Source organism: Erythrobacter sp. NFXS35 (assembly GCF_040148725.1).
Lineage (GTDB): Bacteria > Pseudomonadota > Alphaproteobacteria > Sphingomonadales > Sphingomonadaceae > Erythrobacter.
This window is the reverse complement of the sequence record NZ_JAGDEB010000002.1, coordinates 203918-224113: the sequence shown is the minus strand read 5'-3', so window position 1 is coordinate 224113 and position 20196 is coordinate 203918. Positions and strand designations below refer to the sequence as shown.

Below are 20196 nucleotides of genomic sequence, written 5' to 3'. Positions count from 1 at the left end.
AATTTTTCCAGGACAGCGTTGCGCCAACGGGTGCCTGAAAGGCCTGAAAGTGCCTCGACAGGCGCCGTTTCGCCAAATCCATGCACAGTTCGCCTAGCTATCGGACTGGAAGCCGATCCGTTCGGCAGCGGCGCCGCTCATGATGAAGCCGATGGGGTTTTCGGTTTCTTCCTGCAGGTGCGCGATCAGGCTGGCGGTGCGGGCGAGCAGCGAGATGCCCTTCAGCGCCGCGAGCGGGAAGCCCGCGTCGAGCATGACCGCAGGGATCGCGCCGTTGACGTTGATCGGCAGGCTGCGACCGATCGCGTCGGGCAGCACCGCCTCGATCGTGCGCAGCATGGCGATATGCTTGCGCTCCATGCCATGTTCTTTCGCCAGCGCCAGCAGGCGATGCGCGCGCGGATCGCCGCCCGAATGCTGGGGGTGGCCGAAGCCGGGGATCACCTTCTTCTCGGCACGCAGAGCCTTGATCGCGGCGGTTGCGGCGGCGGCAGGGTCGCTGCCGTCAGCCTCCACCTGAGCCACGACCTCGGCGTAGAACTTGCCCGCTACTTCCGCGCTGCCCAGCACCACCGATCCGCAGCCCAGCAGGCCGGCAGCGACCGCGCCATGGAACGCTTCGGGCGCGGCGGCATAGGTCATGCGTGTTGCGACCACGCTCGGGACCAGGCCATGTTCTGCAATTGCGCACAGCACGGCATCGGCCAACGCCTTTTGCGGCGCCGATGGCAGGGTGCCGGTCACCAGCAGCCAGAAATAGCTGGTGAAGTCGACCTTGCCGATTACCTCGTCGCACAGGTCCATCCCGCGCACGGTGATGCTGGTCGCATCCGAAGTGCAGATCGCAGTGACGGCGTTATCCTGCTTGCCGATACGCATGAGCATTCCTTTTTCGTTATTCGAAGTTGATTTCGTTATGCGAAGAATATAGTATCATCTCATCATCAAGGCAAGAAGGTGAGGATAAGGCGGATGGCGGTCAAACCGTTAGCAGGCGTTACCGTGCTCGAAATGGGCACCTTCATCACCGGCCCTGCCGCCGGAATGCTCCTTGCCGATCTGGGCGCGGACGTCATTAAGGTCGAACAGCCCGGCACCGGCGATCCTTTCCGTTCGTTCAAGGGCGGTCTCTATTCGCCGCATTTTCAGACCTATAACCGCAACAAACGGTCGATCACCATCGACCCCAAGCAGCCCGACGACCTTGCCCTTCTCGATCGACTGGTGTCCACTGCTGACGTCTTTATCCAGAACTTTCGTCCGGGCGTGGCAGACCGGCTCAATGTCGATGCAGCGCGGCTCCACGGCATCAATCCGGCATTGGTCTATGCCTCGATTTCGGGCTTCGGCAGCGAAGGGCCGGATCGCGACCGGCCCGCCTTCGACACCGTGGCGCAGGCGGCGAGCGGATTTCTGCGCCTGCTGGTGAACCCGGAGCATCCGCGCGTTGTCGGCCCCGCCATTGCGGACGCCATGACCGGCTTCTACACCGCTTTGGGAATTCTTGCGGCGCTCAACGAACGACACGCTACTGGCAATGGCCGGGTTGTCGAAACCTCGATGTTTGAAGCAATGTGCCACTTCAACCTCGATGATTTCACGCACCTGTTGTCTGCCGATCAGGTAATGGGGCCGTATAGCCGTCCGCACGTCTCGCAAAGTTACGTGTTTCAATGTGCCGACGGCAAGTGGCTGGCACTGCACATGTCTTCGCCGCCGAAGTTCTGGGAAAATCTCGCAACCGCCGTAGACCATCCGGACATGCTGACCCTACCTGCCTTTGAAAGCCGCGAGGCGCGGATCGCGCATTACGAGGACGTGGTGGCGTTCCTCGCCCCGATCTTCGCCACCCGTGCGCGCAGCGAATGGGCGGATGTGCTGACAGGTCTGGAAGTTCCCAATTCCCCCGTGCTCGACAGCGCCGAAGTGCTGGCGACCGAGCAGGCGAAGGTGCTCGGCATCGAAGTCACCGATCCCGATGGCCCGCACGGCGCGTTCCGCACGATCCGGTTCCCGCTCAGCTTCGATGGCGAGCGGATGGACAGCGTCACCGCACCCCCCGTATTGGGGGCTGACGACGCGGACATTCGCCGCAGCATCGAAAGGCCGGACCATGGGACACGAAGGGGCTGACGCCGAAAGCAGAGATCCGGGCGCCAAAAACCCCGAATTTCTCTCGACCCTCGAACGCGGGCTGCGCGTGCTGAAGGTCTTCGACGAGGATCATCCGGAAATGACCCTCAGCGAAGTCGCCGTCCGAACCGCGCTGCCGCCGGCGGTCGCGCGGCGGTGTCTGATCACGCTGGTCGAACTCGGCTATGTCGGGCAGCACGAACGCAAGTTCCTGCTGCGCCCGGCGGTGCTTACAATCGGCTCGGCGTTCCTTGCCTCGATGCAGATCGAACAGGTGGTTCTGCCGCCGCTGCAAGCCTTACGCGACCAGACCGGCGACAGCGCTTCGCTGGCGGTGCTGTCGGGCAGTGACATTCTCTATGTCGCCCATGTTTCCACCGACCGTCGGTTCCGGGTCGCGGCCAATGTCGGCACGCGGTTTCCGTTTCATGCGACCTCGCTCGGGAAGGCGGTAGCCGCGCAACTGCCCGAGTACGAGCGCACGGCGCTGCTGGCCGCAGCTCCGTTCCAGCGCTTCACCGAACGCACCGTGACCGAAGCCGCCGCGCTGGACGAGCGGCTGTCGCTGATCGCGGCGCGGGGCTACGATTCGGCGCTCGACGAGCTGGACTACGGCATCGTCTCGGTCGCGGTGCCGGTGTTCGGACGTGACAATCGGGTGATCGCTGCGATCAACTGCTCCACCTCCACCACCCGCATCTCGCAGGACGAACTGGTCCGCACGCGCCTGCCGCTGCTGCGCAATGCGTCTGGCGAGATCGAAGCGTCGCTGCGCCGCTGGCCCGCGCTGGAGACATCGCTCAGGCCCTGAGGCTATTTTTCGTATATCGAAGTTGACTTCGGAATGCGAAGATTGTATTCCGGGTTTCTCGGAGGGGACCGAAGCAGGCGCAAAATGCGCCCACAGGGGAGAGAATAATGCAGAATCGGGGCTCAAGGCTCGTCAGCGCAATTGCGCTTGCATCCGCCACGCTCGCCGCCGCGCCGCTTCAGGCGCAGGACGCCGGGGCACCCGCAGCGGACGAGGCCGAAGATCAGGGCATCATCGTCACCGGTCTGCGGCGCGAGGAAAACCTGCAGGACACTCCGGCCGCGGTCACAGCCTTCAATGCGCAGGCGATCGAGAACGCCGGGATCGAACGTCCGGCGGATTTCATCGCGCTGACCCCCAACGTCACGCTGGTCGAGACGCAGAACGCGGGCAACGCCTTCGTCATCATTCGCGGGATCACCCAGAACCGCAATTCCGAGCCTTCGGTCGCAGTGATTGTCGACGGGGTGCAACAAGTAAACCCCGCGCAATTCAACCAGGATCTGTTCGATATCGAGCAGATCGAAGTGCTCAAGGGGCCGCAGGGCGGTCTCTATGGTCGCAACGCCATCGGCGGCGCGATCATCATCACCACCAAGCAGCCGACCGACGAATTTTCGGGCAATGTCACCGCCGGGATCGACAATGGTTTCGGCTATTTCCTGCGCGGCGGGGTGAGCGGGCCGGTGGCGGAGAATGCGTTCTTCCGCGTGGCCGGTTCCTATTACAACACCGACGGATTCATCCCCAACACCTTCCTGGGTGAAGATGCCGACCCGGTCGAGGATTACTCCCTGCGCGCCAATCTGCTGGTGGAAGCGACCGACCGGCTGACCATCGATGTTCGCGGATCGATCAACCGGCTGCGCACCCAAGGCCTGTATTACAACATCGTTGCCGACGTGAACGATATCGCCCCGGTACGGGTCAACAATCCCGGTCAGAACGACCGCGACATCAACAATGTCTCGCTCAAGGTCGAATATGAAGGCGACAATGCCGTCTTCACCTCGATCTCGTCGTACGACACGCTTGAAGAAGTCCTCACTGGCGACGCGTTCGACTTCCTGCCGATCGAGAATAGCTTCTTCTTCAACCTGTTCGAGGGCATCTTCGGCCCCGGCAACGGGTTCGACCTCAACCAGAGCCAGTTCCTCGATGTCGAGGCCTTCAGTCAGGAAGTGCGGCTCGCCTCGCCCAGCGATGGTGGGCCCTTCAACTGGATGGTCGGCGGCTATCTGATCGATACGCAGCGCTTCATTTCCACCGGCAACATGATCGACACCGGCAACGGCGTCTTCCCGGTGTTCCGCACCCCGTCGACCAATCCGCTGAACCCGCAGTTCAGCTTTTTGTCCGACGGGCAGGACAATTTCGCCTGGGCGCTGTTCGCCAATGCCGGGTATGAATTGTCGCCCGAATTCCGCGTCGATGCCAGCTTGCGTTACGACCGTGACAAGCGCCGCCAGACCACGCTGACCCCGCAGGGCTTCCTGCCGGTGGTCCCGGGCGTGCCGACGGCGCAAAGCGGCGAAGTGCGCACAGCAATCTTCGACGACTGGCAGCCCAAGCTGACCCTGACCTACGAACCCAGCCCCGACCTGACCATCTATGGCGGATACAGCCGCGGCTTCCGTTCGGGCGGCTTCAATCAGACCGGCGTCGGCGCGGAATCGGTGAACGCCGGCATTGTCGGCGTGGGCGACATCTTCGAAGCGGAAACCGCCGACACCTTCGAAGTCGGTGCCAAGGCGCAGATCGGCCCCGTGCGGCTGGCAGGCGCGGCCTACACGACCCTTTCGAAGAACAGCTATTTCTTCGTTTTCCTGGCCCAGTCCTCGACCCAGAACCTCGGCAATATTCCCGAGACGCGGATCAACGGCTTCGAACTCGAAGCGAGCGCGGAAGTGCTGCCCGATTTCGATATCAACGCCGCAATCGGCGTGACCAATAGCGAGATCAAGGAATTCCCCGACCCGACGGTGATCGGGAACGAGGCGCCGCAGATTTCGCGCTATACCATCAACCTCGGCGCGCAATATGCCGGGGCGCTGACCGACACGCTCGATGGTCTGCTGCGGATCGATTACCGCCGCACCGGCAAGACCTGGTGGGAACCGTTCAACACCACCGTGCGTGAGCCCGTCGACATAGTCGATGCGCGCGCCGGGGTGACGTTCGACGGTGTGTCCGTCACCGCATTCGCCGCCAACCTGTTCGATGAAACCTACAACGCGGAATTTTCTCCGGGCGGATTCGTTTTCCGCGCGCGTCCGCGGCGTTATGGTGTCGAGGTCGGCTACAAGTTTTAAAGGATACGCGACATGACCAAGGTGCTGGTGCTCTACTATTCGAGCTATGGCCATATCGAAGCGATGGCCGCTGCGGTGGCCGAGGGTGCCGCCAGCGTCCCCGGCACCGAGGTTGTGGTGAAGCGCGTACCCGAACTGGTGCCGGAGGAGATTGCGCAAGCTTCAGGTGTGAAGCTCGATCAGTCGGCTCCGATTGCGACCCCGGATGAATTGGCGGATTACGACGCGATCATCTTCGGCACACCCACCCGCTTTGGCAACATGGCGGCGCAGATGCGGAACTTCCTCGATCAGACCGGCCCGTTGTGGTTCCAGAACAAGCTGGTCGGCAAGGTCGGTTCGGTGTTCGTCTCCACCGCCAGCCAGCATGGCGGGCAGGAGACCACCATCACCTCGTTCCACACCACCCTGCTGCATCACGGCATGGTGATCGTGGGGCTGCCCTATACCTTCAAGGGCAATTCCGAGATGGGCGAGATCAGCGGCGGCACGCCTTACGGGGCAAGCACGCTGGCGGGGAACGATGGCAGCCGGATGCCGAGCGACAACGAACTTGCCGGGGCGCATTTTCAGGGCGCGCATGTGGCAAGCATCGCAGGAAAACTGGCCGCCTGACAGACCTAGGGACTGATGGAGAGAGCATGATGACGAAAATTCTCGCAAACCGCCTGCACCACACAGCCTACGTGACCAAGGATCTGGAGGCGACCCGCGCGTTCTACGAAGACGTGCTCGGCTTCCCGTTGATGGCGACCTATTGCGAGAAGGACGAGCTGTTCGGCAAGGAGCGCGTCTATTGCCATGTATTCTTTGAACTGGCCGATGGCAGCGCGCTTGCGTTCTTCCAGTTCGCCGATCCTGAAGACCAAGCCGAATTCGGACCGGACATTCCCTCCAGCCCCTTCATTCATGTCGCGCTTCAGGTCGATGCTGATGCGCAGGACGAACTCGAGCGCCGAATCAAGGCCGCCGGAATTACCGAGCCTCAGACCTACACGCTTGAACATGGCTATTGCCGTTCGGTCTATGTCACCGACCCCAATGGCATGATCATCGAATTAACCCATGACGATCCGCGCGCTGCGCCGCTCGATGCCGAGCGTCGCGCTGCGGCGCATGGCGAACTGGCTCGCTGGTTGTCGGGGCAACACCACAACAATAACCCTTTCCGCGCCGACGAAGCGGCCTGATCGCTGTTGGCGGCGCGCTTTCGATGATGGCTGCCCCCGCGCCCAGTGATCCGATTGCCTGCGACGCAGTCCCGGTAGATGGAGGGACGCTGCCGATCGCGCTGGCAGGGATGGGGACCGGTCGCGCGCCGATCATCTTGCTGCACGGCTGGACGTTGGACGGGCGAATTTGGGCCCCACAGATCGATGGGCTGGCGGCAGAGCACTTTCTCGTCATGCCGGACCGGCGTGGCTGCGGTCGCGCCACCGCACCGCCTGATTTGAGGCGCGAAGCGGAGGATGTGATCGCGATTGCCGATTTCCTCGGCTTTGACCGATTTGCGGTACTGGGCCTGTCGCAGGGTGCGACCATCGCGCTCGACGTGGCACGCAAGTTCGCCTCACGTCTGACCGGGGTGGTGGTTTCGGGCGCGCCGCTGCCCACGTTGGAGCCGCGCGAGGAGGTGATCGAGCTCGATACCTACCGCACGTGGGCGGCGGCAGGCGATCTGGCGGCGCTGCGCCGCGACTGGGCGCTGCATCCGCTGATGCAGGCGCACTCGCAAGCGGCGCACGCGCTGCTCGCCGCGATGCTCGCCGATTACGATGGGCGCGATCTTGCCGCCTTGTCAGAACCGCCCGCCCTGCCGCGCGATGTGCTGCGCACGCTGGCCGTGCCGGTTCTGGCGTTGACGGGGGAGCACGATACGCCTTGGCGCCGGGCCTGCGCGAAGGCGCTGGCCGAAATCGCGCCGCGAGCCATTCATGCGACAGTGCCTTTAGCAGGCCACCTCGCCAATGCGGATAACCCCGCTCGCTTTAATGCGCTGGTAGCTGCATTCATGCGCAATCTGACCGCCTCCCAGCCAAGGCCATACCCATGACCCGGACCCGCTTCCTTACCACCCACGTCGGCAGCCTGCCGCGCCCCGAAGCCCTGCTCGATCTGGTGTTCGCCCGCGAAGGCGGCGAGCCGGTGTCCGAGGCCGATTTCGATGCGGCGGTGGAAGAAGCCACGGCCTATGTCATCAAGCGCCAGATCGAGGCGGGCATATCGATCGTCAACGACGGCGAACAGTCCAAGCCCAGCTACGCCACCTATATCAAGCACCGCCTGTCGGGCTTTGGCGGGGAGGCCGGACAGTACGAATTCGCCGATTTGGAAGCCTTTCCCGGTGCCAAGGCGCAGGTGTTCGGCAACAAGGGCCGGGCCAAGCGTTCGGCGCCCGCCTGCACCGCGCCTATCGAAGTGATCGACATGGAAGCGCCGCGCATCGATGCCGAGCGCCTGGTGCGTCTCTCCAATGGCCACGCCACCTTCATGTCGGCAGCATCGCCCGGCGTGACCGCGCTGTTCTTCCCCAATCAGTTCTATGCCAGCGACGAGGAATATGTCTTCGCCCTGGCCGAAGGGCTGCGCCACGAATATGAGACCATCGCGGCAGCAGGCATTATCTTGCAGGTTGATTGCCCCGATCTGGCGATGGGCCGCCATGTACAGTTCACGGATTTGAGCCTTGAGGACTTCCGCAAGCGGATCGGCATGAACATTGCCGCGCTCAATCATGCGGTGAAGAATATCCCCGCAGAACAACTGCGGATGCATCTGTGCTGGGGCAACTATCCCGGCCCGCATCACTGCGACGTGGCCTTGGCGGAAATCGCCGATATCGTCTGGACGGCCAAGCCGCAGACCGTGCTGATCGAAGGAGCCAACCCGCGCCACGCGCATGAATTCGCGTTTTTTGAGGCGAATCCGCTGCCGGACGACAAGATCCTGTGCCCCGGCATGGTCGAGCCGCAGTCACCCTATATTGAACACCCCGAACTGATCGCCCAGCGCATCGGACGCTATGCGAATCTGTTGGGCGCGGAACGGGTGATGGCCGGGGTCGACTGCGGATTTTCGGTGCATGCGGGCAGCAACGCGCTGGATCCGGAAATCGTCTGGGCCAAGCTTGCCGCGCTGGCCGAAGGCGCCGAAATCGCAAGCCGCAGATATTGAGATTGCGCAACGCCAATGCCCACAAAGACCTGGCGCACCCGACAGGATTCGAACCTGTGACCTCTGCCTTCGGAGGGCAGCGCTCTATCCAGCTGAGCTACGGGTGCCTGGGGCTTGAGCCCGCGTATCGTTGCGTACGGCGCGGCGCTTAGCAAGAGCGCGACCGCTGCGCCAGAAAATTGTCGCCTTGTGTATGGGCTGTCTTGATATTGCAGAGACGGACGGTTCGCGAAGCTTGCTTAACCAATCGGCAAGGAGCCGACCCTAGCCTCGTCTCTATGGCCAGTCTTCCGCCCGAACCGATTCTCTCCGAATCCGCCGCCCCGCCCGCAGCGCGGCGTGGTCCCGCGTCGCTGGTGCAGAAGTGGGAGGCGCTGCATCTGCAGGCGGCCCAGCTCGCCATTCTGGCGGGGATCGCGGCCGAGACTGAGATGACGAGCTTCGCCCAGTTCGCCGAGCAGGCGCGGGGGTGGCAACTGAAGCTGGCGGCGCAAGGACTCGAGGATATCGCGGCGATGTTGCAGCTCGGGCTGGCGGCGCTCGCGACGCTCACCGCACGCGGGCAGGACGCCGCTGCACCGGCGCTGGTGCTATGGCGTGAATTTCACGCGGCCCGCGCCAGCGTGCTAGCGTCTTTGCAGGCGACCGAAGCGGCCTGAAAAACCGCGCGACGCAACGCCAACACTTGACTGCGTTCCTCCTTCGTTCCAACTTCCCGCGATGTCCGCACCAGCCACTTCTGCAATCGATTCGCACGCTATTCCGGCGTCATGTGCTGGCGATGTTGCGCGGGGGATCGCACGGTTGTTTGCGCGCAACGACATCTGGTGCCTTGCCGAAGTGCCGCTTCGCAATGGCCGCCGCGCCGATCTGATGGGGATTGATGCAAAGGGGCTGGTGGTGATTGTCGAGATCAAGGTGGCCCGCTCTGATCTGCTCGGCGATGCCAAGTGGCCCGATTATCTGGAATTCTGCGACCGTTTCTATTGGGGCCTGCCTCCGGGACTTGATCGAGCGCCGCTGGAAAGCGAAGCTTTTCGGCCCGAGATCTGCGGGGTGATCGTGGCCGATGGCTATGACGCGGAAATCCTGCGCCCGGCCGCATTCGCTCCGCTTGCTGCCGCACGGCGTAAGGTCGAGGTCGAACGACTGGCGCGGATCGCGATGCGGCGTTACACCGGACTGATCGATCCGCTCTGCGCTGCGCTGGATTCGCTGCCCTGAACCGCGAGCGGATTGAGACTGTCGCCCTGCCGCGATTTACGCCATAGTCATCGGCGATGCTTTCGTCCGATCTGCCCACACCGCTCGCCCTGCTGATCGTCAGCCTTTCGGTCACCGCCATCGTCGCGCTGCGCTATATCCTGTCGAGTGGGCTGTTCGCATTGGCGACGGAACGGATGCGACCGGGGCTTTATGCCGGGCGCGGTGCCCAGATTTCGCGGGAAATTCGCTGGTCGCTGCTCTCGACGGTGATCTACGGCGTGCCTGCGGGGATCGTTCTGTGGGGCTGGCAGCATCGTGGCTGGACGCTGATCACGGCGGATTTCGCAGCGTTGCCCTTGTGGTACCACCCGCTTTCGGTGCTGATCTACCTGTTCGTGCAGGATACCTGCTTTTACTGGAGTCACCGCTGGATGCACTATCCGCGATTGTTCCGGATCGCCCATGCCGTCCACCACGAAAGCCGTCCGCCGACTGCGTGGACCGCGATGAGCTTTCATCCGATCGAGGCGGTGACGGGCGCGATCGTGGTGCCGGTGCTGGTATTTTTCGTGCCGATCAACATCGCCATGCTTGGCGCGGTTCTGACTATCGCCACCGTGATGGGCGTGACCAATCACATGGGCTGGGAAGTTTTTCCACGCTGGCTCGTTCACTCGCGGTTGGGAGACTGGCTGATAACCGCCAGCCATCACGAACGGCACCACGAGGAGTATAAATGCAATTTCGGCCTCTATTTTCGCCTTTGGGATCGGGTTTGCGGCACGGACAAGGGCCTGTCGCGGCGGATTGTCGCCGAGGCCGGACATCTCAAGGCGGCCGCATCGTGAGGCTGATCGCGCTCGCCCTGGCCGTCGTTGCGGGCACGCTCGGCGCGGCTCCGGCTCTGGCGGACGAAGTCGTAATCACTGTTATCGATCTGCGATCTTCGAAAGGTGTGGTGCGGGCCTGCATGACCACGCGTGAGGATATCTTCCCCAAATGCATCAAGGACCCCGGCGCGCATCGCACGGTGGTTCCGGCCGGCGAGAAGGTGGTGATCCGCTTTGGCAACGTTAAGCCCGGTAATTACGCCATCGCACTGCTGCATGACGAGAACGAAAATGGCAAGGCGGACCGATCGCTGGGGATGCCCCGTGAAGGCTACGGCTTCTCACGCGATGCTCCGGTAAAGATGGCACCGCCCAAGTTCAGGGACGCGGTGTTTGCGCAGGGGGAAGGCACCAACCGTATGACAATCAGAATGCGGTATTTCCTGTAACGCCGGACGGCAGCGACGTCGCTGCCGCAATCGCTCTTCTATTTAACGTGATGTTTACCACACCGCGCCAGAACAGCCTCGATAACTGTTCACGAAGGGGCGAAAAAAGCCATGGATACTTTGCGTGGCCCATTCGATTCCGGCGAGGCTGCCGATCCGGCCGGGCTGTCATCGGATAACGGTTGGGATGTCACCGAGGTCGACAGCCCCAAACCCGCGAATTCGCACGATCTGCCGCCTGAGGCCATCGGTCAGGACGAACGCCGGATGCAAGTGCGCGCCTATAATCACTGGGCGAGCCTGCTGGGCGATCGGATGTTTCCGCTGATCGACGACCTCGACCCCGCCAACCTCCCTGACTTTGGCCCCTTCGGCGTGCTGCTCGATTTCAGCACCGGCATCGAAGATCCCGCCGTACGGTTCCTTGGCGACAAGCTGGCACAGGAATGCGGCGGCAGCGGCACGATCAACCGCCTATCCGACGTGCCGCCACGCTCGCTGCTGAGCCGTATCACCGATCACTACATGCAGATCCTCGCCAATCAGGCGCCGATTGGGTTCGAGGCCGAATTCTTCAACCAGCGAGGCGTGGAAATCCTCTATCGCGGTATCCTGCTGCCCTATTCCAGCGACGATGAAACCATCGACTTCATCTATGGCGTCATCAACTGGAAGGAAATGGCCGACCAGCTGACAGCGGACGAACTGCTGCTCGAAATCGATCAGGCACTGGAACTCGGGGCTGATCTGGAAATGGCCGACGAACCACGCCGCCGGGCAGCGGATCCGGTTACCGAATGGGCGGATTCGCCGGCGCATGAAGCTGACGATGCTTTCACTGTTTCAAGCGATAGCGCCGACGATGGATCCGGATATCCCGACGATCCCCTGTCGCTGCCCGATTTCGCCGCCTATTCACTCGATGGCGATGAGGAATATGACGAGGACGAGGACGAGGACGAGGACGCCAGCGCCGGTTACAGCTTTGCCTCGCTTGCCGATTATGTCGAAGCACCCGCCAAGAAGGCGATCGATCCGACCGTGCTGCCTTATGATCCGGCAGCCGATGCCGGTTTCGATGCCCCTTACACGGTAGAATATGGTGAAGGTTTCACGGCTGGCGAACCCGCTGCCCCCGAACCGATGATCCCCGCGGCGGAGCTGCCCGAAGGCGCGGGTCTTCACGAATGGCTCGCCGCCGCGCGCCAACTCGCGGATACCGCCAGCACCACCGAAGATCGCAGCCGCGGCGCACTTTATGAAGCGGTCAGCCGCGCATATGACTTCTCGCTCGCGGCACAGGCTGCGCCTGAGGATTACGCTGAACTGATCGCGGAGAGCGGCCTTGCGGTGCAGGACCGTGCGCCGATGACCCCGGTGGTCAAGCTCGTGTTCGGGCCCGATTACGACAAGACCCGCCTGACCGAATATGCCGCTGTCCTGACCCATGCCCACCGCCTGCAGCTGGAGCGCGGCAGCCTGTCACGCTATCTCGGCGAGGCCGAGGGCGGGCTGAAGGGCGTGGTCAAGGCCGAACGCCGTCTGCGCCGCGAGGAACAGGGCAAGGCACTTGAGGAAGAACAGGGCGTCCGCGCCGCGCTGGCGAAACAACTGCGCGCGCTCGAAGCACTGACGCTGGAAGCGCTCGCCACCGACGGACCGGAATTCGCCCTCGTGATGGTGCGCCGCAATGCCGCAGGCAACGTGGTGGTGCTGGGCGAGCTGCCCGAGGACGTGCCGCAGATCGAACGCGCCGCGAAGAAGCTGGTGGGCTGACTGCCGGCACTTGCTTCAGTTTGAGTTCAGGCGGAAACGCGGTAGGGTAGCAGCAATGCGCGCCCTACGCTCCATCTTCGCCAAAGCTCTGGCGCTGCTCGCTTGCGTTTCGATCGCGGCGCAACCTGTGGCGGCGCAATCGATCCTTCGCGATGCCGAGACCGAAGCGCTGCTCAACGACATGGCCGCGCCGCTTATCGAGGCGAGCGAACTGGAACCCGGCAATGTGGAACTGGTGCTGATCAACGACGGGTCTATCAACGCCTTCGTTGCCGGCGGTCAGGCGGTGTATGTTCATGCGGGCCTGCTCAATGCCGCGGACACTGCCAATGAAGTGCAGGGGGTGATCGCCCACGAACTCGGCCATATCACGGCAGGCCACGTGGTGCGCTTCGAGGAGCGCACCAAGGCTGCCAACGGCATCACCATCCTGTCGCTGCTGCTCGGCGTGGGCGCGGCATTGGCGGGGGCGGGCGATGCGGCCATGGCGGCGATGATGGCGGGCCAGCAGGCCGCGCTGGGCAGCTTTCTCTCCTTCAATCGCAATCAGGAGGCCGCCACCGACCTTGCGGGCGCGCGTTATCTTTCGGGCGCGGGGATTTCCGGACGGGGGATGATCAGCTTTTTCGAAAAGCTGCGCAATTTCGAAATTCGACGCGGCTACAGTCAGGCTGATGATGCCGCCTACATGCGCACGCACCCGCTGTCGGGCGACCGTGTGCAGACGCTGCGCGTGTTGCTGGAAGAAGACGCGGCGTGGGATGTCCCCGATGATGCCGCTTTGCAGGAACGGTTCCTGCGCGCCAAGGCCAAGCTGTATGGCTACCTGGCAGAGCCGCGCCGCACGCTGACCTATTTTCCCCCCAGCGACACCAGTGTGCCGGCGCGTTATGCCCGCGCCTATGCCTATCACAAGGATGCGCGGGTCGATCTGGCGCTGGCGGAGGCTGATGCGCTGCTCGCGCTGGAGCCCGAAAACCCTTATTTCCTCGAACTCAAGGGTCAGGTGCTGCTCGAATCCGGGCGCCCGATGGAGGCGCTCGAACCTCTGCGGCGTGCGACCGAACTCAGCCGTGCCCACCCGCTGATCGCAGGCATTTTCGGCCACGCGCTGATCGCCACCGAGGACGAAGCCAATTTCGCCGAGGCCGAGCGCGTGCTGCGTGCGGCGGTTGCACGTGATCGTTACAATCCCTTTGCGTGGTATCAGCTCGGCGTGGTCTATGCCGCGCGCGGCGACATTCCCCGTGCGCGCCTCGCCAGCGCCGAGCAGCTGGTGATGAACCGCCGCTATCCCGAAGCGCTGCAGAATGCGCAGGCGGCTGAGGCGAGCCTGCCCTATGGCTCGCCCGACTGGATTCGCGCACAGGATGTTGCGCTCGAAGCCCGCGCTGAACTGGAACGTCTGCGCGACCGGCGCTAGGCTGTCACCCTGCCTTTGCTCTTGACGGAAACTCCATGCCAACATCATCCTTGCGCAACACGCTGCTGACCGCGCTGGTCGCGCTGGCGTTCGGCTTTCTCGGTGCTGCGATCTGGTCCTATGCCGGGCTCGCCGATAACCGCACCCGAGCCTATCTCCTCGCCAATCCCGATATGCTGCCGCAGATGGTCGAGGCCTATGAGGCGCAGGAAGCGCAAAAGCGGTTGGCCAACATGGGCGATTCGGTGTTCGATCCGTTCCCCGGCGTGGTGCTTGGCAACCCGCAAGGCTCGAAGGTGCTGGTCGAGTTCACCGACTATAATTGCCCCTATTGCGAAGCGAGCCTGAAGGACGTCACCCGGCTGGTGGCCGAGGATCCCGACCTGAAAGTGGTGGTCCGCGAATGGCCGATTTTCGAAGGCAGCGATACCGCTTCGCGGATGGCGCTCGCTGCGGGCCTGCAGGGCAAATATGATGCCTTTCACAAGGCGATGTTCCGGCTCGGCGACGTGCGCGCCGCGGCCGCCGAGGCGGGGCTGGACATGGCGCGGGCCGAGGCCGATGCGGCGTCGGACGCGGTCTCGACCGAGATTGCCAGGAACCTCGAACTGGCGCGGTCGCTCGGCTTCAGCGGCACTCCGGCATGGATCGCCGGAGGCACGCCGTTCGGCGGCGCAGTGGGCTACGACAAGTTGAAGGCGGCCATCGACGCGGATAGCGCGGGATGACGCAGCGGGACCGGTGGCGGCGCAGTCTTCTGGCAGGGGGCGCAGCGCTGCTGACCTTGCCCTTGGCCGCACCGCTGGCCGCAAATCCCGATCCGCTCCCCGTCGACACCGATGCCGAAAGCGCTGCGATCGGCCGCTATCAGGATGCCGACCAGCGTCTGCAGGACATCGGCTGGAAGCTTGCTCAGGGGAATGTCGGCTTCTGCCCGCGGGTGATCCCGTCGATCGGGCTGCAATTGCAGGACATGGCGAGTTATGGTGCGCCAGCCATCGCCCGCAGCGCATTGGGCCTGACGCGCGATTTTGCGGTGCAGACCGCCGCGCGCGGCTCTCCCGCGGCGCTTTCGGGCGCATTTGCACGCAATCGCGAGATCGTGATGCTGGAGCGCTTCGATCCCAACCAGTGGCCTACCACCACCCCGGTAATGAACTGGCACCGGCTGGTATGGGCGCATGACCACATCGAAGCGATGCTGAGCGAACACGGCGGCATCGCGGTCGGCTTTGCCGATGGTGAGGAGGCGCGGGTGGCCCCGGTCGAGGTTTGCGCCACCCGCTTCGAACTGATGGGCGAAGGCAAGAAGGCCGTCGCCGATGGCAAGCGTGTGGTCATTGGCATCGAATTTCCCGCCTTTGCCTACCCCGAAGAGGATGTGTTTGCGGCGGTGATCGCGCATGAACTGGCGCATAATTTCCTCGAGCACGACGCCTGGCTGGATCGCAATCGGCGCACCCGCCGCCACGTACGCCGCACCGAACGCGAGGCCGACCGGCTGATGCCGTGGCTGCTCGCCAATGCCGGGTATGATCCGCAAGCGGCGGTGACCTTCATGACCCGCTGGGGATCGCGCCACGATGCCGGGATCCTGATGATCCGCGACCACGATGGCTGGGACGAGCGGGCCGAATTCATCGCCGCCGAACTGCCGCTGATCGCCTCAGTGCTAGCGCGTGAGGGCCGGGCCGATTGGCGCACGCACTTTGTACGCGAGATCGATCCGGCCAAAGGGCTCGAAGCCGCGCAAAGCGAGTGATCCCTGCGCCGAGCCGTGCCGGGCCAGCGACCATCCATCCGAATTGCGGTGCGGAAAAGGCAGAAATGGGCTAGATGGACAGGCTATGGCAGTGCTCCAGATCCAGCCGGCGCCGTTCTTCGCCAGCAAGAACCGGGCGTTCTGGAACCTCCAGCTGGCGGGGTGGGGCGGTGCGTTCGTCTTCCGCGCGGTGGTCGCTGTCGCCAATGATCAGCCGCTCGATCTTCTCGCGCTGGTCTTGGTTACCACCATTACCGGCTTTTCAATCAGTCTCATTCTGTCGGTCATCTATCGCAAGCTGATCCAGCAGCGGCCGCTGGTGACGTGGGGGCTGACGGCGCTGGTGCTGATGCTGGCGGTGATCCTGCACGCCTCGATCGACGCCTGGGTGCACGGCGTCTATTACGCCGGTAGCCGCGAGACGACCTTTGCCCAGCGCTTTATCGGCCTTTCCTTCATCCCGCTGGCGCTGCTCGCGGGATGGAGCGCGCTGTATTACGCGATCAATTTCTTCCTCACGGTGGAACGGCAGGCCGACCGGCTCGAACGGCTGGAGGCGCAGGCCACTGCCGCGCAGCTCGCCATGCTGCGTTACCAGCTCAATCCGCACTTCTTGTTCAATACGCTCAATTCGATCAGCACACTGGTGCTGCTGAAGCAGACCGAGCCTGCAAATGCGATGCTGACCCGCCTGTCGGGCTTCTTGCGCCACACGCTGATCGGCGAGCCGGGCAGTCAGGTCAGCCTCGCGCAGGAGATCGAGACGCTGCAGCTTTATCTCGATATCGAGCGGATGCGGTTCGAGGAACGGCTGCGCACCCATTTCGAGATCGATGACGCGGCGCTGGGCGCGCAATTGCCCTCGATGTTGCTGCAACCGCTGGTCGAGAACGCGATCAAATATGCCGTCAGCCCGCAGGAAGAAGGCGCGCGCATATCGCTCACTGCACGCGTGATCGGCGACCGACTGCGGCTGACGGTCGAGGATACCGGGCCGGGCATGGACGAGCCGCTCTTGTTCGACCGGATGGACGCGGCCGGTCTGCGGGCTGAAATGCGCGCCGGCCATGCGCCCGGACAGCCGGTCTCGACCGGGGTCGGCCTTGCCAATATCCGCAACCGGCTGATGCAGGCTTACGGCGACAGCCAGCTGTTCGAGACCCGCTCCGAACCGGGCGGCGGCTTCACCGTGCTAATCGAAATTCCCTACACCCGCGCAAGCGAAGTCGAATTGCAGGCACCCCCGGCTTCGGCCCCCAAGCCTGCTTCCGAGGACAAGACCGGATCCGCGAAGGTCATCCCCCTCAACCCACCGCAACCCCCGCAACGAAACTTCGGAACCCCCGCATGACAATCAGAACGATCCTCGTCGACGACGAGAAACTCGCCATTCAGGGCCTGCAATTGCGTCTTCAGCCCCATGAGGATGTCGAAATTATCGACACCTGCGCCAATGGGCGCGAGGCGATCCGCAAGATCAAGACCGAAAAGCCCGATCTCGTCTTTCTCGACATCCAGATGCCCGGTTTCGACGGGTTCTCGGTGGTCAAGGGCGTTATGGACATCGAACCACCCTTGTTCGTGTTCGTCACCGCTTATGAGGAGCACGCGATCCGCGCGTTCGAAGCGAACGCCGTCAATTATCTGATGAAACCGGTCGACGAACAGAAGCTGGCCGACACGATCGAGCGCGTGCGCCAGCGTCTTGCCGAGAAGAAATCGGCCGAAGATGCCGAACAGCTGCTCGATGTGCTGAGCGAAATCGCACCTGAGCGTGCCGCCGATTTCGTCGAAACCACCGCGACGACGCCTGAAAGTGCCGACCGGTTCGAAAAGCTGATCAACATCAAGGATCGCGGCCAGATTTTCCGCGTCGAAGTGGATTCGATCGAGCATATCGAGGCCGCGGGCGATTACATGATCATCTCCACCGGCGACAATTCGCTGGTGCTGCGCGAGACGATGAAGGATCTCGAACGCCGGCTCGACCCGCGCAAGTTCCAGCGAGTTCACCGCTCCACCATCGTCAATCTCGATCTGGTGCGGCAGGTGAAGCCGCACACGAATGGCGAATGCTTCCTGGTGCTGGAAAGCGGCGCCGAGGTGAAGGTTTCGCGGTCTTACAGGGATGTCGTTGCGCGCTTTGTGCATTGATTTGTGAGTGAGCGCGCCTCCGCGCGCTTATCCTCGGTGCCGTTCCTTCGCTGCGCTCCGGGCACCTGCGGGCGCGCTTCTGGTGCGCTACCGCTTTGCTGCTTGAGCGCACGGTCGTGCTTGCGGAGCCTGCGGCTCCGATTATGGTGCCAGCATGAGCACCTTTGATTTGCCAGGCTTCGACCTTGCCAAGTTCGTCCGCGAAACGCTTGCCGAAGACCTCGGTGAAGGGCTTCAGGGCGGCGGGCGCGATGTCACTTCGGACAGCGTGATCCCTGCCGAGGCGCGGTTTTCCGGCGTGATGGACAGCCGCAATGCGATTGTCGTCGCGGGGCTGCCGCTGGCGGAGGCCTTCTTCCGCGCGCTTGATCCGGATTGCACCATCGAAGTTCTTGCGCATGACGGCGACAGAGTCGGGGCGGGCACCGATCTGATGCGGATCGCAGGCCGTGCGCGGGCGCTGCTCACCGCCGAGCGCAGCGCCTTGAACATCGTCCAGCACCTATCGGGCATCGCCACGCTGACGCACGCCTATGTCACCGCGATGCGGGGGCCGGGCGGCAACCCCGCCTGCACCTTGCTCGATACCCGCAAGACCATTCCCGGCCTGCGCTTCCTCGAGAAATACGCCACCCGCATGGGCGGCGCGCAGAACCACCGGATGGGGCTGTGGGACGCGGCGATGATCAAGGACAATCACGTGGCGGTTGCGGGCAATGTCGGCGAAGCGGTGCGGCGCGCGCGCGATGCGGGGGTGGCAAAAATCATCTGCGAGGTCGACCGGCTCGACCAGATCGAACCCGCGCTGGCGGCGGGCGCGCATCACCTGCTGCTCGACAACATGGAAGCAGGCACCCTCGCTGAAGCCGTGGCGCTGGTCGCAGGACGCGTGCCGACCGAGGCGAGCGGCGGCGTGAACCTCGACACCATCGCAGCGAAGGCGGCAAGCGGGGTCGATTACATCTCGGTCGGGCGGCTGACCCAGAGCGCGCCAGCCGCGGATATCGGGCTGGATTTCAAGCCGGTATGATCCCGCTTTCGCGTGCCCGTCCGCTCAGCATTAACGCCTTTGCAGCCGCCTTCCTTGCGGCAGCGGTGATCGCCTTTCTGGATGGGCTGTGGGACATACCTGCGCAGCAGGCGATGTTAAGTGCGAACGTGCCTGACTTTGTGTGGTCGCGTGATGCGGTCATCGTGTTGCTCAGCGCAAGGTTGTCAATCGCGCTGATTCCAATTGCGATGGTCTGGCTCGGGGCCGTCAATTTTGCGCGCTGGATGGTGGCAGTGTTGGCGCTTGGCAAGCTGATCAACGTGCCAGAAGCAGTTCGTCTGTTCGCTAACGGAGAGCGAATCGATCCGGCATGGATAGCATCGATAACGTTGGGAGTGCTGGCGGTAACGATGCTCTTCACCCCCGCCAGCAACCGCTGGTTCGCGCGGCGGGAGGAGATAAACCCTGCGGTATTCGAATAGCCTGCTCGCCGCACTGGCGCTCGCATTCCCCGCCGCCGCCAATGCGCAGGCTTACCAATGCCGCGCGCCGCAGGTCACGAGCGTGCCGAGGATCACGCCCGACAGCCCGCGCCGCGTGTCGCCGGTAACGGGCTACACCCTTGCGCTGAGCTGGAGCCCGGAGTTCTGCAAGCCGCGCGCCGATGACCGCGCCCATGCGGTGCAATGTTCGGGCAAGAACGGCAGCTTCGGCCTTGTCGTTCACGGCTTATGGCCCGAAAGCGGGTCAAGCTGGCCGCAATGGTGCGGGAGCAACGCGGCGCTCACCCCGGGGGACATTCGCGGTGCGATGTGCATGATGCCATCGCAGCGCCTCGTCGCGCGGCAATGGGCCAAGCATGGCAGCTGCATGGTCAAACGCCCCGCCAGCTATCTCAAGGTCACACGCATCCTGTGGGACAGCTTGCGCATCCCCGATTACGATCGGATCAGCCGCGAGGAAGCCTTAACCGCAGGCCGCATCCGCGCCGCCTTCGCCGATGCCAATCCGGGCATTCCCGAAAGCGCGATCGGGGTGAAGCTGAACACGCGCGGATGGCTGGAGGAAATCCGCCTGTGCTATGCCAAGACCTTCCGTCCGGCCCGGTGCACGGCATCACGATACGGCGCGAAGGATGCTGTTCCGGCAAAGGTCTGGCGCGGCCTGTAGCACCG

Annotated in this window: 21 protein-coding genes and 1 tRNA gene; 20 read left to right on the top strand and 2 right to left on the bottom strand. The window is 63.4% G+C overall.

What is annotated here, in order from left to right:
* Positions 1–93: 93 nt before the first annotated feature.
* A complete protein-coding gene (locus J3454_RS08560) occupies positions 94–879 on the bottom strand; it encodes a citryl-CoA lyase (protein ID WP_349513350.1) in 786 nt (261 codons plus the stop codon).
* Between the two features lie 93 nt (positions 880–972).
* Between J3454_RS08560 and J3454_RS08555 the strand changes: the two genes are divergently transcribed.
* The 7 genes from J3454_RS08555 to J3454_RS08525 all read left to right on the top strand — a co-directional run bounded on the left by J3454_RS08555 (position 973) and on the right by J3454_RS08525 (position 8430).
* Positions 973–2133 (top strand): CaiB/BaiF CoA transferase family protein, encoded by a 1161-nt coding sequence (locus J3454_RS08555; protein WP_349513349.1) that lies wholly within the window; start codon positions 973–975, stop codon positions 2131–2133.
* Positions 2114–2944, top strand: coding sequence for an IclR family transcriptional regulator domain-containing protein (locus J3454_RS08550; RefSeq protein ID WP_349513348.1), 831 nt, complete (start codon positions 2114–2116; stop codon positions 2942–2944). Before J3454_RS08555 ends, J3454_RS08550 begins: the two co-directional genes overlap by 20 nt.
* A 107-nt stretch (positions 2945–3051) precedes the next feature.
* The gene (locus tag J3454_RS08545; RefSeq protein WP_349513347.1) at positions 3052–5256 is read left to right on the top strand and encodes a TonB-dependent receptor; all 2205 of its coding nucleotides are present in this window, start codon (positions 3052–3054) and stop codon (positions 5254–5256) included.
* Between the two features lie 12 nt (positions 5257–5268).
* On the top strand, positions 5269–5871 hold the full coding sequence (gene wrbA / locus J3454_RS08540; protein ID WP_349513346.1) for an NAD(P)H:quinone oxidoreductase: 603 nt from the start codon (positions 5269–5271) through the stop codon (positions 5869–5871).
* 26 nt (positions 5872–5897) lie between these two features.
* Positions 5898–6446 carry a VOC family protein gene (locus J3454_RS08535; RefSeq protein ID WP_349513345.1) on the top strand — a complete coding sequence of 183 codons (549 nt, stop codon included), beginning with the start codon at positions 5898–5900 and terminating at the stop codon, positions 6444–6446.
* Between the two features lie 23 nt (positions 6447–6469).
* Entirely contained in the window at positions 6470–7309 is an 840-nt protein-coding gene (locus J3454_RS08530; RefSeq protein WP_349513344.1) for an alpha/beta fold hydrolase, read from the top strand.
* The gene (locus J3454_RS08525) at positions 7306–8430 is read left to right on the top strand and encodes a cobalamin-independent methionine synthase II family protein (RefSeq protein WP_349513343.1); all 1125 of its coding nucleotides are present in this window, start codon (positions 7306–7308) and stop codon (positions 8428–8430) included. Before J3454_RS08530 ends, J3454_RS08525 begins: the two co-directional genes overlap by 4 nt.
* Positions 8431–8460: 30 nt before the next feature.
* Here J3454_RS08525 and J3454_RS08520 read toward each other — a convergent pair.
* A tRNA-Arg gene (locus J3454_RS08520) sits at positions 8461–8537 on the bottom strand.
* Positions 8538–8708: 171 nt separating this feature from the next.
* On the opposite strand from J3454_RS08520, the gene J3454_RS08515 reads away from it, so the two are divergent.
* The 13 genes from J3454_RS08515 to J3454_RS08455 all read left to right on the top strand — a co-directional run bounded on the left by J3454_RS08515 (position 8709) and on the right by J3454_RS08455 (position 20191).
* Entirely contained in the window at positions 8709–9089 is a 381-nt protein-coding gene (locus J3454_RS08515) for a hypothetical protein (protein WP_349513342.1), read from the top strand.
* 61 nt (positions 9090–9150) lie between these two features.
* The gene (locus J3454_RS08510) at positions 9151–9654 is read left to right on the top strand and encodes an MmcB family DNA repair protein (RefSeq protein ID WP_349513341.1); all 504 of its coding nucleotides are present in this window, start codon (positions 9151–9153) and stop codon (positions 9652–9654) included.
* A 56-nt stretch (positions 9655–9710) separates the two neighbouring features.
* On the top strand, positions 9711–10484 hold the full coding sequence (locus J3454_RS08505; protein ID WP_349513340.1) for a sterol desaturase family protein: 774 nt from the start codon (positions 9711–9713) through the stop codon (positions 10482–10484).
* Complete coding sequence (locus J3454_RS08500) at positions 10481–10915, top strand: DUF2141 domain-containing protein (RefSeq protein ID WP_349513339.1); 435 nt, start codon at positions 10481–10483, stop codon at positions 10913–10915. The genes J3454_RS08505 and J3454_RS08500 overlap by 4 nt, the downstream gene beginning before the upstream one ends.
* 111 nt (positions 10916–11026) lie before the next feature.
* The gene (locus J3454_RS08495; protein ID WP_349513338.1) at positions 11027–12691 is read left to right on the top strand and encodes a PAS domain-containing protein; all 1665 of its coding nucleotides are present in this window, start codon (positions 11027–11029) and stop codon (positions 12689–12691) included.
* Between the two features lie 55 nt (positions 12692–12746).
* The gene (locus tag J3454_RS08490) at positions 12747–14114 is read left to right on the top strand and encodes a M48 family metalloprotease (protein ID WP_349513337.1); all 1368 of its coding nucleotides are present in this window, start codon (positions 12747–12749) and stop codon (positions 14112–14114) included.
* A gap of 35 nt (positions 14115–14149) precedes the next feature.
* Positions 14150–14842, top strand: a complete 693-nt coding sequence (locus J3454_RS08485; protein ID WP_349513336.1) for a DsbA family protein — start codon at positions 14150–14152, stop codon at positions 14840–14842.
* Positions 14839–15876 carry a M48 family metalloprotease gene (locus J3454_RS08480; protein ID WP_349513335.1) on the top strand — a complete coding sequence of 346 codons (1038 nt, stop codon included), beginning with the start codon at positions 14839–14841 and terminating at the stop codon, positions 15874–15876. Before J3454_RS08485 ends, J3454_RS08480 begins: the two co-directional genes overlap by 4 nt.
* Before the next feature lie 85 nt (positions 15877–15961).
* Complete coding sequence (locus J3454_RS08475; protein ID WP_349513334.1) at positions 15962–17227, top strand: sensor histidine kinase; 1266 nt, start codon at positions 15962–15964, stop codon at positions 17225–17227.
* Positions 17224–18030, top strand: coding sequence for a LytR/AlgR family response regulator transcription factor (locus tag J3454_RS08470; protein ID WP_349513333.1), 807 nt, complete (start codon positions 17224–17226; stop codon positions 18028–18030). Before J3454_RS08475 ends, J3454_RS08470 begins: the two co-directional genes overlap by 4 nt.
* A 154-nt stretch (positions 18031–18184) precedes the next feature.
* Positions 18185–19060, top strand: coding sequence for a carboxylating nicotinate-nucleotide diphosphorylase (gene nadC / locus J3454_RS08465; protein ID WP_349513332.1), 876 nt, complete (start codon positions 18185–18187; stop codon positions 19058–19060).
* Positions 19057–19503 carry a hypothetical protein gene (locus J3454_RS08460; protein ID WP_349513331.1) on the top strand — a complete coding sequence of 149 codons (447 nt, stop codon included), beginning with the start codon at positions 19057–19059 and terminating at the stop codon, positions 19501–19503. The genes nadC and J3454_RS08460 overlap by 4 nt, the downstream gene beginning before the upstream one ends.
* Positions 19504–19585: 82 nt before the next feature.
* The gene (locus tag J3454_RS08455; protein ID WP_349513330.1) at positions 19586–20191 is read left to right on the top strand and encodes a ribonuclease T2 family protein; all 606 of its coding nucleotides are present in this window, start codon (positions 19586–19588) and stop codon (positions 20189–20191) included.
* The last annotated feature ends 5 nt before the right edge of the window (positions 20192–20196 follow it).

Coding starts and splice junctions, on each gene's coding strand:
- J3454_RS08560 (WP_349513350.1), bottom strand. CDS start 879: ATGCGTATCGGCAAGCAGGATAACGCCGTCACTGCGATCTGCACTTCG.
- J3454_RS08555 (WP_349513349.1), top strand. CDS start 973: ATGGCGGTCAAACCGTTAGCAGGCGTTACCGTGCTCGAAATGGGCACC.
- J3454_RS08550 (WP_349513348.1), top strand. CDS start 2,114: ATGGGACACGAAGGGGCTGACGCCGAAAGCAGAGATCCGGGCGCCAAA.
- J3454_RS08545 (WP_349513347.1), top strand. CDS start 3,052: ATGCAGAATCGGGGCTCAAGGCTCGTCAGCGCAATTGCGCTTGCATCC.
- wrbA (WP_349513346.1), top strand. CDS start 5,269: ATGACCAAGGTGCTGGTGCTCTACTATTCGAGCTATGGCCATATCGAA.
- J3454_RS08535 (WP_349513345.1), top strand. CDS start 5,898: ATGATGACGAAAATTCTCGCAAACCGCCTGCACCACACAGCCTACGTG.
- J3454_RS08530 (WP_349513344.1), top strand. CDS start 6,470: ATGATGGCTGCCCCCGCGCCCAGTGATCCGATTGCCTGCGACGCAGTC.
- J3454_RS08525 (WP_349513343.1), top strand. CDS start 7,306: ATGACCCGGACCCGCTTCCTTACCACCCACGTCGGCAGCCTGCCGCGC.
- J3454_RS08515 (WP_349513342.1), top strand. CDS start 8,709: ATGGCCAGTCTTCCGCCCGAACCGATTCTCTCCGAATCCGCCGCCCCG.
- J3454_RS08510 (WP_349513341.1), top strand. CDS start 9,151: ATGTCCGCACCAGCCACTTCTGCAATCGATTCGCACGCTATTCCGGCG.
- J3454_RS08505 (WP_349513340.1), top strand. CDS start 9,711: ATGCTTTCGTCCGATCTGCCCACACCGCTCGCCCTGCTGATCGTCAGC.
- J3454_RS08495 (WP_349513338.1), top strand. CDS start 11,027: ATGGATACTTTGCGTGGCCCATTCGATTCCGGCGAGGCTGCCGATCCG.
- J3454_RS08490 (WP_349513337.1), top strand. CDS start 12,747: ATGCGCGCCCTACGCTCCATCTTCGCCAAAGCTCTGGCGCTGCTCGCT.
- J3454_RS08485 (WP_349513336.1), top strand. CDS start 14,150: ATGCCAACATCATCCTTGCGCAACACGCTGCTGACCGCGCTGGTCGCG.
- J3454_RS08480 (WP_349513335.1), top strand. CDS start 14,839: ATGACGCAGCGGGACCGGTGGCGGCGCAGTCTTCTGGCAGGGGGCGCA.
- J3454_RS08475 (WP_349513334.1), top strand. CDS start 15,962: ATGGCAGTGCTCCAGATCCAGCCGGCGCCGTTCTTCGCCAGCAAGAAC.
- J3454_RS08470 (WP_349513333.1), top strand. CDS start 17,224: ATGACAATCAGAACGATCCTCGTCGACGACGAGAAACTCGCCATTCAG.
- nadC (WP_349513332.1), top strand. CDS start 18,185: ATGAGCACCTTTGATTTGCCAGGCTTCGACCTTGCCAAGTTCGTCCGC.
- J3454_RS08460 (WP_349513331.1), top strand. CDS start 19,057: ATGATCCCGCTTTCGCGTGCCCGTCCGCTCAGCATTAACGCCTTTGCA.